This is a genomic window from Marinobacter halotolerans, assembly GCF_008795985.1.
GTDB lineage: Bacteria > Pseudomonadota > Gammaproteobacteria > Pseudomonadales > Oleiphilaceae > Marinobacter > Marinobacter halotolerans.
In genome coordinates this window covers 892285-904372 of record NZ_VMHP01000002.1, presented here as the reverse complement: position 1 = coordinate 904372, position 12088 = coordinate 892285, and the positions used below count along the sequence as shown (strand labels likewise).

General features: G+C 57.6%; 12 protein-coding genes. 6 read left to right on the top strand and 6 right to left on the bottom strand.

Features of this window, described 5'->3' with window-relative positions; translation table 11 throughout:
- The 3 genes from FPL19_RS14455 to FPL19_RS14445 all read left to right on the top strand — a co-directional run bounded on the left by FPL19_RS14455 (position 1) and on the right by FPL19_RS14445 (position 2723).
- Positions 1–234 carry a DUF2970 domain-containing protein gene (locus FPL19_RS14455; RefSeq protein ID WP_150913411.1) on the top strand — a complete coding sequence of 78 codons (234 nt, stop codon included), beginning with the start codon at positions 1–3 and terminating at the stop codon, positions 232–234.
- A gap of 340 nt (positions 235–574) precedes the next feature.
- Positions 575–2227 carry a nitrite/sulfite reductase gene (locus FPL19_RS14450; protein WP_150913410.1) on the top strand — a complete coding sequence of 551 codons (1653 nt, stop codon included), beginning with the start codon at positions 575–577 and terminating at the stop codon, positions 2225–2227.
- The gene (locus FPL19_RS14445; RefSeq protein ID WP_150913409.1) at positions 2220–2723 is read left to right on the top strand and encodes a DUF934 domain-containing protein; all 504 of its coding nucleotides are present in this window, start codon (positions 2220–2222) and stop codon (positions 2721–2723) included. Before FPL19_RS14450 ends, FPL19_RS14445 begins: the two co-directional genes overlap by 8 nt.
- Before the next feature lie 67 nt (positions 2724–2790).
- Here the strand turns inward: FPL19_RS14445 and FPL19_RS14440 are convergent, their stop codons facing one another.
- Both FPL19_RS14440 and sohB read right to left on the bottom strand, forming a co-directional pair.
- Positions 2791–3789 (bottom strand): YhdH/YhfP family quinone oxidoreductase, encoded by a 999-nt coding sequence (locus FPL19_RS14440; protein ID WP_150913407.1) that lies wholly within the window; start codon positions 3787–3789, stop codon positions 2791–2793.
- Between the two features lie 24 nt (positions 3790–3813).
- Positions 3814–4881: a protease SohB gene (gene sohB, locus FPL19_RS14435; RefSeq protein ID WP_150913405.1), complete on the bottom strand. Its 1068-nt coding sequence runs from the start codon at positions 4879–4881 to the stop codon at positions 3814–3816.
- Positions 4882–5082: 201 nt separating this feature from the next.
- Between sohB and FPL19_RS14430 the strand changes: the two genes are divergently transcribed.
- Entirely contained in the window at positions 5083–5397 is a 315-nt protein-coding gene (locus FPL19_RS14430; protein ID WP_135802000.1) for an SCP2 sterol-binding domain-containing protein, read from the top strand.
- A gap of 80 nt (positions 5398–5477) precedes the next feature.
- Here FPL19_RS14430 and FPL19_RS14425 read toward each other — a convergent pair whose 3' ends face one another.
- The 4 genes from FPL19_RS14425 to FPL19_RS14410 form a co-directional block, all read right to left on the bottom strand.
- Positions 5478–7184, bottom strand: coding sequence for a chemotaxis protein (locus tag FPL19_RS14425; RefSeq protein WP_150913403.1), 1707 nt, complete (start codon positions 7182–7184; stop codon positions 5478–5480).
- Between the two features lie 117 nt (positions 7185–7301).
- Positions 7302–8012, bottom strand: a complete 711-nt coding sequence (gene dnaQ / locus FPL19_RS14420) for a DNA polymerase III subunit epsilon (RefSeq protein ID WP_150913401.1) — start codon at positions 8010–8012, stop codon at positions 7302–7304.
- A 60-nt stretch (positions 8013–8072) separates the two neighbouring features.
- Positions 8073–8516 (bottom strand): ribonuclease HI, encoded by a 444-nt coding sequence (gene rnhA / locus FPL19_RS14415; protein WP_150913399.1) that lies wholly within the window; start codon positions 8514–8516, stop codon positions 8073–8075.
- Between the two features lie 22 nt (positions 8517–8538).
- A complete protein-coding gene (locus tag FPL19_RS14410; protein WP_150913397.1) occupies positions 8539–9318 on the bottom strand; it encodes a class I SAM-dependent methyltransferase in 780 nt (259 codons plus the stop codon).
- A gap of 94 nt (positions 9319–9412) precedes the next feature.
- On the opposite strand from FPL19_RS14410, the gene gloB reads away from it, so the two are divergent.
- The gene (gene gloB, locus FPL19_RS14405) at positions 9413–10207 is read left to right on the top strand and encodes a hydroxyacylglutathione hydrolase (RefSeq protein ID WP_150913395.1); all 795 of its coding nucleotides are present in this window, start codon (positions 9413–9415) and stop codon (positions 10205–10207) included.
- Between the two features lie 109 nt (positions 10208–10316).
- Positions 10317–12068 (top strand): LysM peptidoglycan-binding domain-containing protein, encoded by a 1752-nt coding sequence (locus tag FPL19_RS14400; RefSeq protein ID WP_150913393.1) that lies wholly within the window; start codon positions 10317–10319, stop codon positions 12066–12068.
- The last annotated feature ends 20 nt before the right edge of the window (positions 12069–12088 follow it).

Here is a 12088-nt window from a genome sequence, read left to right as displayed (position 1 = left end):
ATGAACGACCTGAAAAAGAAAACAGATCAACCTGAGCGAAAAAAAGGCCCGGGTGTGCTGAAAGTACTCCAGAGCGTCCTCGCCGGCGCTCTGGGAGTGCAATCCGATAAACGCCGGGAGGAAGACTTCTCAAGCCATAGTCCGTGGCCCTATATCATTGCGGGCATCATCTTTACGGCAGGTTTCGTGATAGCGCTGGTTGTGGTGGTAAAGATTGTTCTGGCAAACCAGTAAACTACTGGCCTGCTACCCAGATCACGGCGAAGGCAACGGCCAGACCGACAAGCACAATCGCGGCGATGGCATCGACCTGGCTGTCAGTTGTCGTGGACTTTTTCATGGTGTTCTCCCTGTTGGTACTTGTTTTCAGTTTTGTTTGGACTCAACGCGCCTAATTTAGGGGTTTAGCGGGCCCGAGTCTACCCCCGAGCCGGTCTGGCTCTGCGACAGGCCTTATCACCTAAATCGATTAACATATTTGAAAATAATCATTTTAACAATAATGGCCCAGTGATATTCTCCCGCCCATACCAGTCTAGCTCCGATACGAGAAGCCTCAGCAGGACACCCCACTATGTACGTTTATGACAAACACGATCGGCAGATAGCCGCCGAACGGGTTGAGCAGTTCCGCGACCAGACCAGACGGGCCCTGGCCGGAGAACTGAGTGAAGACGAATTTCTTCCGTTAAGACTCCAGAATGGTCTTTACGTCCAGCGTCTGGCACCAATGCTGCGCATTGCAGTGCCTTACGGCATGTTGCGGTCCGTCCAGCTGCGCCGTCTGGCGCGCATTACCCGCGATTACGATAAGGGTTACGCCCACTTCACCACGCGCCAGAACGTACAGCTCAACTGGCCGGCAGTGGAAGACGTGCCGGATATTCTGGCGGAACTGGCCGAAGTCGAGATGCACGCCAACCAGACCAGCGGCAACTGCATCCGTAACACCACCACGGACCAGTTTTCCGGTGTGCAGGCAGACGAGATTGCCGATCCGCGTCCCTACTGCGAAATTATTCGCCAATGGTCGACCTTTCATCCGGAGTTCGCGTTTCTGCCGCGGAAATTCAAGGTAGCGGTCAACGCATCCGAGCACAGCGACCGCGCCGCGATCCAGGTTCACGACATCGGCCTGCAGCTGGTACGCAGTGATAGCGGCGAGCTGGGCTTCCGTGTGCACGTTGGTGGCGGCCTTGGCCGTACCCCCATGGTAGGCCCGGTTATCCGTGAATACCTGCCGGAAAAAGATCTGCTGACCTATCTGGAAGCCGTGCTGCGTGTCTACAACCGCTACGGTCGCCGTGACAACAAGTTCAAGGCGCGTATCAAGATTCTGGTGAAAGCACTGACGCCGGAAGGTTTCGCTGAAAAAGTGGAAGCCGAGTGGGCCCACATCAAGGATTCGCCCACCCAGCTGACCCGCGAGGCCATCGACAAATTCCAGACCTACTTTACCGAGCCGGATTACCAACAGGTACCGGACGTGCAGGCATCCCTGGCGACTCAGCGCTTCGAAAACCGCGGGTTTGATCAGTGGATCGCGAACAACGTGGATACCCACAAGAAGTCCGGGTACGCCATTGTGACGCTGACCATGAAGAAAACCGGCATCCCCCCCGGGGACGTCAGTGATCGCCAGCTTGAGCAGATTGCCGACCTGGCCGACGAATACAGCTTTGGCGAAGTCCGGGTGACTCATCAGCAGAACGCCGTTCTGGCAGACGTCCGTCAGGACCGCCTATACGAGCTCTGGCAGGCGATTACACCGATGGGCTTCGCCACGGCCAACTTGAACAAGCTGACGGACGTGATCTGCTGCCCTGGCGGCGACTACTGCGCACTGGCGAACGCCAAGTCAATCCCGGTGGCCGAGGCCATACAGCGCAAGTTCGAAGACCTGGACTACCTGTACGACATTGGTGATCTTGATCTGAACATTTCCGGCTGCATGAACGCCTGCGGCCACCACCACGTGGGCAACATCGGCGTGCTGGGCGTAGACAAGAAGGGCCAGGAGTTCTATCAGATCAGCCTTGGCGGTTCATCCCACCACGATGCGGCCATCGGCAAAATCCTGGGCCCCTCCTTCGCCCGTGATGACATGCCGGACGTGGTCAAGCGCATCATTGATGTGTACGTCGACAACCGCACCCAGGAGGAAGCGTTCCTGGATACCTATCGCCGCATCGGGATTGATCCATTCAAGGAGCGCGTTTATGCCTAAGGTCATCACTGAAGACGGAAGCATTATTCAGGACGAGTGGGTCGTGGTTGAACGCCCGGCTGACGGAGAATCCCTGGATATTCCAGAGCAACCCGCTCTCATTCCTGCTGACCTGTGGCTGGCGGGAAAGGAGCACTTTGAAGGCCGGAAGGATATCGGTGTCTGGTTCGACAGCCACCAGGAGCCGGAAATACTGGCCGGCGTGGTCAACGAACTGGATGTGATCGCGGTTAACTTTCCCAAATTTGCGGACGGCCGTGGCTACAGTATCGCCCGGCTTCTGCGTGAACGGCTCCAATACAGAAATGAGCTGCGGGCGATCGGTGACGTGCTGCTGGACCAGCTCCAGTTCATGAAGCGCTGTGGTTTCGACCGGTTTGTGCTTCGAGCCGACAAGAACGCCGAAGAAGCGGCACGATGCCTCAACTTCTTCAGCCAGGGCTATCAGGCGGCAACGGACACCGATGTTCCGCTATTCCGCCGCCGCGCTTCCTGACCCGGCCTTCTCTGGCCAGGCCGCTGATTTCTTTCCTTCGAGACCACTGAGGGCTCTCTATCAAGGATCAGCGGCTGTGGTCCAGAACGATCTTTCCTGAAGACTGCCCTTTCAAGAACGCGTTCAGCGCGCTTTGCAGTTCCGACCGGCCAATATCCCGGGCGGACGCCTCGGTTTGCGGGCAAGCCCACTCGCCTGCCAGACGGCTCCAGACAATCTGTTTCTCCGCCAGCGGAATTTCCACCGAATCCACACCCAGCAGGTTGTTGCCCCTCAGAATAAAGGGCAGCACAGTGGTTTCCAGCTGAGGCCCGGCGACCAGACCGCAGCAGGAGACGGAACCACCCGGCAGAATCTGTTTAAGCATCTCTGCAAGCGGTCCGCCACCAACGGTATCTATACCATTGGCGAACACCGGCTTGAGCATGGGCTTCTTAGTGGACTCAAAGGTTTCCCGGCCGAGCACCTCGCTGGCACCGAGTTTTTTCAGGCTATCAGCGTGCTCGGCCTTGCCGCTGACCGCAACGACTTCAAAGCCGAGTCCGGCCAGAATTTCTACGGCCACGCTGCCAACCGCGCCACTGGCCCCACTGACCACGACCCTGCCCTGCTCCGGGGCCGCACCCATGGCCAGAAGCTTCTTCACGCAAAGGCCCGCGGTCAGCCCGGCGGTGCCGTAGATCATGGCTTTGCGGGCGTCCCAGCCGGCGGGCATGGGCACACACCAGGCTGCAGGCACACGAATGAACTCGCCAAAGCCGCCATCGGTGTTCATACCCAGATCGTAACCGGTGACCAGAACCTGATCCCCCGCGGAAAGAGGCCCGGCGGAAGCCTCCACAACTTCACCGGCGGCATCAATGCCCGGCGTGTGGGGAAACTCCCGGGTGACTCCCTTGTTACCGGACGCCGAAAGCGCATCTTTGTAGTTCAGGGAAGAATGAGTGACTCTGATCAGCACTTCGTTTTCCGGCAGGTCCGACACCCTGAGTGTCTGCTCGGAGCCAACGTACTCGCCGTCGGATTCTTCCACCCGCCACGCTTTGAATTCAGTTGTGTCTGTCATCATTGTTCCCCGTTTACGTTGGTTTTACTGGATTTTTTGATTCCGGAACGCTCCGATAATACGCCACACCGTGTGCTCCAGTGCGGAGCTGGTGGCAAGACCAAGCTTCTCGGGCAGCGAGCGTTTACGCTGGTAGGTCACCGAGATTACGTCTGCACGATCACAGGCTTCAATGAGATATTCGTCGGAGGTCTTGATCTCGTCGATCAGGTTAACCTCAAGGGCACGCCGCCCGAACCAGATATCGCCATTGGCCACAGCCGACACATCCAGCCCCGGGCGGCGCTCGCTGACGTAATCCTTGAACAGCACGTGAGTATCTTCCAGATCCTCCAGGAACTTCGCCCTGCCTTTCTCGGTATTCTCCCCGAAGATGGTCATGGTGCGCTTGTGCTCACCGGCCGTCAGCACTTCAAAATCCACGTCGTTCTTTTTAAGCAGCCGGTGGAAGTTCGGCAATTGGGCCACCACACCGATAGAGCCCAGGATGGCAAAGGGCGATGCGACAATGCGGTCTGCTACACAGGCCATCATATAGCCGCCGCTGGCTGCTACCTTGTCGACACAAGCCGTCAGGGAGATGCCCTTGGCCCGTATACGATCCAGCTGGGCCGCAGCCAGACCGTAGGAATGGACCATGCCTCCGCCGCTTTCCAGACGCACCACCACTTCGTCCCTTTCGGGGTCAGCCACGCTGAGCACCGCCGTGATGGACCGCCTCAGCGGGTCGGTGTCACTGGCCTTGATGTCGCCATCGAAATCAAGCACGAAGACCCTGGCCCTTTCCTCGGGCTGCTCGTCGCCGGATTTCTTGAGTCGGGCCTTTTCCTCTTTCAGCTTTGCCTTCGCTTCTTTTTTAAGCAGTTTTTCCCATCGCTTCCGCTCGCTGTCAGAGCGCAGCTTTGCCTGCAGGTGTTCGCGAAGTTTGCGGTACTTTTCGTTCAGCTTGCGTACTTTCAGTTCGCCTTCTTCGCTGGCGTCGCCCCTGTCTTTATGGGCTGCTGAGGCAATCACCGTGACCACCACAAGGATCGCCACCACGAGGGTGACGGTTTTGGCAATGAACAGTCCGAAATCTGTGAGGAATTCCAAGTTTTTTCTCCAGGATTGATCTTTAGCGCTCGATTGTAACCGAGGTATTCAGGGGTACAAGCGGCGTTCGGCTTTTCGGACGCTGGCAGAGATTAAAACAAGCGTTCGATCGAGCTTGACACCGCTTTTCTGTGCCCCTAAAGTCGAATGGCGAAAACGGCTCCAAACGCGCCAATACCACACATACAAAAGGGTAAAACAATGTCTGTAGCTCAGGTATTCGACAAACTAGAACAGAATTTCAATGCTGACGCGGCCCAGGGCCTGGATCTGGTATTCCAGTTCGACATCGAGGACGACAAGACCTATCACCTGGTGATCAAGGACGGCACCTGCACCAAGGCTGAAGGCCCTCACGACGATCCTTCCGTTACCCTGATCATGAACTCGGAAACCCTTCAGGGTATCGTGTCCGGCGAAACCGACGGCATGCAGGCATTCATGGCAGGTCAGCTGCGCGCTGAAGGCGACATGATGCTGGCTACCAAGCTTGGCGAGCTGTTCGACATGGGCTGATTTTTCGCCCCTGCTGAAACAGAAAACCCTGCCTTCGGGCAGGGTTTCTTTGTTTTAAAAACCAGAAAATGGACTGCCGGTCATAGGCCGACATCATCAAGAGACGATTCCGCCAGCCTGAGGAGGTCGGCGTTGCGTTCCTCTCTGCGGCCGACACTTTCGATGTAGTACTCCAGTGACGTCAGGCCATCCGCGAGCGCTTCCAGTACCTGCGGTGCAGGCGGCTCTCGTGAATCCAGCAAGCGGTGCTGGATGGACTGGGCCACCCGCTCCAGTACCTTCGCCGCTTCCGGGTCGTCCAGCATTTGCAGGCCGCCCCAGATGCTGTGAAGTGTGCCGGGAAGGTTGGCCAGGTGCAGTTTGTCGTAATCCGACTCGATAAAGGCGGTAATAGCCCGCTTTGCCAACGTCAGCGCACTTTTGGCCTCATCCGCTACCACAAAGGCAGCTTCACGGAGGTAGAGGGATTCTTCGCGCGTGCGCTGTCCGCCGGCCAGAGCGTCGGTTTCCGACGTAATGCCCCGGGTCACAATCTGGAGCACGGCATCTTCAATGCCCAGCACGGAGTCTGCCAGCAGGTAGAGTTCGCTCTCCGCAGGCAGCCGGTTCTCCTCTTCCCAGCCGCGCAGTTTCGAAGCTTCACTACGGGCCATCGCGCCAAGCTGGTTGAGATCCAGCATGACCAGCGTGTTCGATAGTCGCTCGAGCGCCTCCGCAATGGAGCTCAGTTCAGCCAGATCCGGCTCAATGCCACGTTCCACTATATCCAGCTTGTCTTTTAGCTGGTTGAGTTCATCCTGTAACGCGGTGGACAGAGACTGCAGTACGTCTGTCCCGGGTCCGTAAAGCCTGCGGGCATGGGCATCAAACATGCTGTCGGGAAATTCCGCTGGCGCAAGCCCAAAGGCAGACAGTGTTGAGGTGACTTCCGGGTTGGCGGAACCACTGCGATAGAGCAGATACACCAGGTCTCGAATCAGCGAATCCGGCGCATCCTTGGCGGTTGCCACCTTGCCAACGTAGACCACTTCCCGGGAATATTTCTCGATCCGCATGAACAATCGCTTGCGGGCCTTGCTGAAGTTCATGCTGCGGTCAAGCATGGCATCAGCCACCATGGCCACCAGGCACCACATCTGCCCCATGGGGGCTCCCTGACAAAGCCTGACAAAACCACGAGCCGCACGGCCGAACAGCTTCTGGCTGACCACCGGATTCTTTTCCCTCAACACCCCCAGAAGGGCCACCTGAAAGGTCAGGCGCATTCTTCTGGCAAGCACCTCGTACTCGGCTTCGTTACCCTCGAAAGCGTCTACGGTTATGTTGCTGCAGAAATCCGGACGTTCCTTGACGTCGACGTCAAAGAAACAGGATTCGGGATAGGGTTTCTCACGACGGGCTTCGCGCAGGTCGTTGATAACCGGTAGCAGGAGTTCCGGATGATCCGCGCGCTGCTGGTGGTAATATTCAACGTAGCGGCGCAGGATGAAAAGCGCGCTGTTGAGTGTGGTCAGAAGAATGTTCTTGTCGTCGTTGGCGCCAACCGGAACGTCGTTGGCCATGCTTACGGCTTCCTGGCAAAGCAACGTTCCAGCACGCAGTTCCACCAGGATGAAAATACCACGCAACTGATTCAGGAAGTCCAGACAGTTCTGCAGGTCCTCTCCACTCTCGCGGTTTTCCTGAAAGCGCTCAAGGCTCGATTCTGCGTTCTTTATGGTCTGTTCAATCTCGCTTTTTACGAGATCAAAGGACTGTGATTTCGTCGCCAGAGACGATTGAACCATAAACGCTTCCTGTTCTTGTTGCGGAATCTACCGCGTCCTGAAAAACCGCGAACTAACCATTACTTATAACACAAAACTCAAGTAGCTCAAGAAAGTGGAAATGTAACATTACGTGACTTATTTTGACGCTGTGACGCGGTTCCATACCGTATCACCCGCCTTGGCGGCCAGTGCGGTCATGAACTCCTCGTGCGCTGCCGCTTCCTGCTCGCTCGCCGACACCACGGGCAGGGGCTGTCTGTCCCGGGGCAGACGCCGCACACCCAGACCGCCACCGGCCATGTCACTGTTGGCATCAAGCGACAACGCCGTTTGACCACCGGTTAGCAGAAGATAGACATCGGCCAGTATCTCCGCGTCCAGCAACGCGCCGTGAAGTTCGCGGTTGCTGTTGTCCACCCCATAGCGTTTGCACAGTGCGTCAAGATTGTTCTTCTGCCCCGGGTGTTTTTTCCGGGCAATGGCCAAAGAATCCACCACACTGCAGTGATCCGCAGTCTTGCGCTTGGGCTTGAGCCGGGAAAACTCGGAGTCCATGAAGCCAATGTCGAAGGCCGCGTTGTGAATGACCAGTTCCGCACCTTTTATGAACTCGAAGAACTCGTCGGCAACCTGTGAGAACACCGGCTTGTCGGCAAGAAATTCATTGGTAATGCCGTGGATGGTGATGGCTTCCGCTTCCACCTCCCGCTCAGGATTAATATAAACGTGGTAGTGGCGACCGGTGGGCTGACGCTCCTCCAGTTCCACACAACCAATTTCGATGATCCGGTGGCCTTCCGCCGGATCGATACCGGTCGTTTCGGTGTCGAGTACGATCTGTCTCATAAGCCCTGTCTCATTTAATTCGATTCACACACAGTCTGTCGGCGTCCGGTTTCACCCGGCTCAGGCCTTCATCAGCTCTTCAACGCCCTTATTGGCCAACTCGTCTGCCAGTTCGTTGCCGGGATTGCCGGCGTGCCCTTTTACCCAGTGCCAATTGATCTTGTGCCTGGCCACTTCCTCGTCCAGCTGACGCCACAGATCTTCATTTTTCACCGGCTTCCTGGCAGCTGTTTTCCAGCCGTTCTTCTTCCAGCCGTGCATCCACTCTGTAATGCCTTTGCGAACGTACTGTGAGTCGGTAAACAGCTCCACTTCGCAGGCCCGCTTGAGGGCTTTCAGCCCCTGGATTGCTGCCATCAGTTCCATGCGGTTATTGGTGGTTTGCTGCTCACCGCCGTGAAGCAGTTTTCTGGCGTCGTTATAATTCAATACCGCGCCCCACCCGCCTGGCCCCGGATTTCCCTTGCAGGCGCCATCGGTGTACACAACTACCTTTGCGGGCATTCAGTGTCCCCTGTTAACTCATTCATGACTTGTCGGATCGGGAATAACCACGGGAGGCGCCAACCGTTCCCCTGGCAGGTAGCGGAATGACTTTCTGGCTTCGCCACGCCGGCTTGCGCGGCAGCCGCGAGTAAACCCTTTTTTTGGCAAGGATACAGTAATAGGCCCCGACTGGCAGGAGCCGGTTACCACAAATCCGCTCAAGAATGCCTCGTCCGTCACGGTGAGCAGACGCCTGGAGAGGTGTCCGAAAGAAACTGGACTCCACGGTTTCAACGGAGAAATCCAGCAAGCGCAGCCAGTCTTCCATCCGTGACTTCAGCAGAAACCGGCCACCCCAGGGACCGGCCCGATGGCGGGACACCAATCGCCTCAAACCCCATAGCCCCAGCGGATTGAAACCGATCAACAGGATGCTGCCTTCGCCACGCAGAACCCGCGAGGCCTCTCTCAGGGCCTGGTGCGGGTGTGGCGAGAAATCCGCGGTGTGGTGCAGGATCACCAGATCCATCGAGTCACCAGGAAACGGCAGTTCGTCAGCGTCGCACACAGCAACGCCGTCCGGAATCCGGTCATGCCAATGCGGGGTTGTGAGAAGCTTTTGCGAAAAATCGTTCCCCGTGGCCAGTGGCAAACGATGGCTCAGTGCCACGTGCAGCTGACGGGCACCGGTGAGCTCGCCCGTCAGGCGATCGACCTGTGATCTCTGATCCGCAAGCAGCGCACGGCCGAGAGGCGTCTGAAACCAGTCCTCGAAACTACGATGGCGCGCGGTATAGTCAATCTCGCCGGCCTGACGCATGGCTGCATTCCTTTCAGGGCTCTCCGCGATGTTGGGAGAACAGGGTTAATGCACTATCATAACAGCCACATTCCGACTGCACATGGGTAAACCTATGCTGACGATAACGCCGATTCCGGCCTTCAGTGACAATTACATCTGGTGCCTGGCCAATAGTGAAGACGGCAAAACCCTGATTGTCGACCCGGGCCAGGCCGACCCGGTTATCCGGCACCTGGATGCCGAAGGTCTGTCCCCTGATATGATCCTGGTCACCCACCACCATCCGGATCACACCGGCGGCGTCGGGAAGCTGGCCTCACTCTATCCCGACTGCCGAATCGTTGGGCCCACCGATTCGCCTTTTAAGGGCGTCACCGAAACCGTGCGGGCCGGCGACACAGTGACCTGGCAAGATCTGACCTTCAAGGTATTCCCGGTACCCGGGCATACCCTCGATCACATCGCTTTCTATAGTGATTACCCGGTCAATGACCGGCCGGTACTCTTCTGCGGCGACACCCTTTTTGTAAGCGGCTGCGGGCGACTTTTTGAGGGGTCCCCTGCACAGATGAAGCAGTCCCTCGAGTCGTTACGCCAATTACCCGACGCAACCGCCGTTTACTGTGCCCACGAATACACGCTTGCCAACCTCCGTTTTGCCCGCCACTGGCTGCCGGAGGACGCCGGGCTGGAAAGCTTTGAGTCAGAGTGTCGGGCGCTTAGGGATGAAGACCGCCCGACCGTGCCGTCCACGCTGGGCACCGAAAAGCGGCTGAATCCTTTTCTCCGCTGGGATGACCCCGCAGTGATTGAGTCGGCCAGCCACTATGCCCGCACGCATGGGCTGCCCTGCAGTACCGACGTCGACGTGTTTGCGGCGACGAGGCACGGGAAGGACAATTTCTGACCGTCCGTAGCGTTTTATGTACGGGACGTAACAACACTCTGGTTGACCGCTCAGAAAGCCTTCCCATAGACTCTGAAGCGTTTGTAACCAGCCATCCGGATGTTTCACTATGACCCTTCACACCCTGCCGACCCTTCTCCTGATCGGCGTATTTCTCGGCGGATGTCAGTTTCTGCCCTCGCTGTCTTCTGAGTCCGACGAGAACGTCCTCGAATCCAGAAAGCTGACGGTCGCAGCCGGTGATGAGGGTCTCAAGGAGGCCGTTGAGAGCGACGGTGAGTCACCGCAGGAAGCATCCGGCAAGGCGACCCGGACAAAACTGGACGACGCCATTGAGCCGTCCATGAAAGAAACCGCCGAAAATGCCCGGGAAAAGCTGGACGCACCGGCAAAAGCCACCGCCGTGGCAGAGGAAAAACCAGAGAAAGTCGAAAAGCCCGAGCCGGACCTGTGGGCACGCCTCAGATCCGGATTTGCCATGGATCTGGACGTCGACGAAGCGCGGGTGCAATCCCAACTGAACTGGTTCAAATCGCACCCACGCTACATTGACCGGGTCTCAGACCGGGGAAGCCGTTACCTTCATTACATCCTGACCGAGGCAGAGAAGCGTAACCTGCCAACGGAACTGGTGCTGCTTCCCATTGTGGAAAGCGCGTTCGACCCCTTTGCCTATTCCCATGGCCGCGCCGCCGGCCTTTGGCAGTTCATTCCGTCCACCGGAAAGTACTTTGGTCTGGAGCAGACCTGGTGGCAGGATCAGCGACGGGATGTGGTTGCAGCAACCGATGCGGCGTTCAACTATCTGGAACGCCTGGCGGACCGGTTTGACGGCGATTACATGCTTGCACTGGCCGCCTATAACAGTGGCGGCGGAACGGTCTCCAGCGCCATGAGAAAGAACCGGAACCGCAACCAGCCGACGGATTTCTGGTCACTGGACCTACCCCGGGAAACCCGGCACTACGCGCCCAAGCTGATTGCCCTGGCCAAGATTATCGCGGAGCCTGAAAAATACGGCATTGAACTTCCGCCGCTGGCAAACGAACCCTATTTTGAGGTTGTCGATACCGGCTCCCAGCTCGACCTGGCCCAGGCGGCCCGGCTCGCGGACGTCGACATCGACGAGATTTACCTGCTCAACCCGTCTTTCAACCGCTGGGCCACGTCACCCACCGGACCACACCGGCTTCTGGTTCCCAGGGAAAAAGCGGACACCTTCCGCACCGCATTGAAGAATATCAACCCTTCAGACCGCGTCTCCTGGAACAGCTATAAAGTGGCCGCTGGTGACACGCTGAGCACCATTGCACAGCGCTACGGAACGACTGCCTCGGTCATCCAGCAGGTCAACAAGCTGAACAGCCACATCATTCAGATCGGTGAACGTTTGATGATCCCCGCTGCCAGCAAGAAATCCGGCACGTACAGCCTGAGCGCGGCGGAACGTCTGAGCCGGAAGCAGAAGCGACTGGACAAGGATGCCGAAGGCACGCGGATCGACTACAGCGTGCGTTCCGGCGACACTTTCTGGGATATCGCCCGGGAGCATAAAATCAGTGTTCGGCAGCTGGCTTCCTGGAACGGAATGGCGCCGGGCGACCCGCTGATGCCGGGGCAGGATCTGGTGATCTGGTCCAAATCACCCCAGGCCGAGCAGATGGTCTCCGCCCCCCGGACAGAAGCCATGGTCAGGAAAGTGGGCTATCGTGTCCGCAAAGGCGATTCCCTGGCCCGCATCGCCAACCGTTTTGCTGTCAATGTGAGCGACATCGCAAGCTGGAACAACCTGAATACGGCGCGTTATCTTCAGCCCGGGCAAAGTCTGGTACTCTACGTTGATGTCAGAAACAGCCCCTGAGTCTCTGAACCTTGAGTCCC

Coding starts and splice junctions, on each gene's coding strand:
- FPL19_RS14455 (WP_150913411.1), top strand. CDS start 1: ATGAACGACCTGAAAAAGAAAACAGATCAACCTGAGCGAAAAAAAGGC.
- FPL19_RS14450 (WP_150913410.1), top strand. CDS start 575: ATGTACGTTTATGACAAACACGATCGGCAGATAGCCGCCGAACGGGTT.
- FPL19_RS14445 (WP_150913409.1), top strand. CDS start 2,220: ATGCCTAAGGTCATCACTGAAGACGGAAGCATTATTCAGGACGAGTGG.
- FPL19_RS14440 (WP_150913407.1), bottom strand. CDS start 3,789: ATGACAGACACAACTGAATTCAAAGCGTGGCGGGTGGAAGAATCCGAC.
- FPL19_RS14430 (WP_135802000.1), top strand. CDS start 5,083: ATGTCTGTAGCTCAGGTATTCGACAAACTAGAACAGAATTTCAATGCT.
- FPL19_RS14425 (WP_150913403.1), bottom strand. CDS start 7,184: ATGGTTCAATCGTCTCTGGCGACGAAATCACAGTCCTTTGATCTCGTA.
- dnaQ (WP_150913401.1), bottom strand. CDS start 8,012: ATGAGACAGATCGTACTCGACACCGAAACGACCGGTATCGATCCGGCG.
- rnhA (WP_150913399.1), bottom strand. CDS start 8,516: ATGCCCGCAAAGGTAGTTGTGTACACCGATGGCGCCTGCAAGGGAAAT.
- FPL19_RS14410 (WP_150913397.1), bottom strand. CDS start 9,318: ATGCGTCAGGCCGGCGAGATTGACTATACCGCGCGCCATCGTAGTTTC.
- gloB (WP_150913395.1), top strand. CDS start 9,413: ATGCTGACGATAACGCCGATTCCGGCCTTCAGTGACAATTACATCTGG.
- FPL19_RS14400 (WP_150913393.1), top strand. CDS start 10,317: ATGACCCTTCACACCCTGCCGACCCTTCTCCTGATCGGCGTATTTCTC.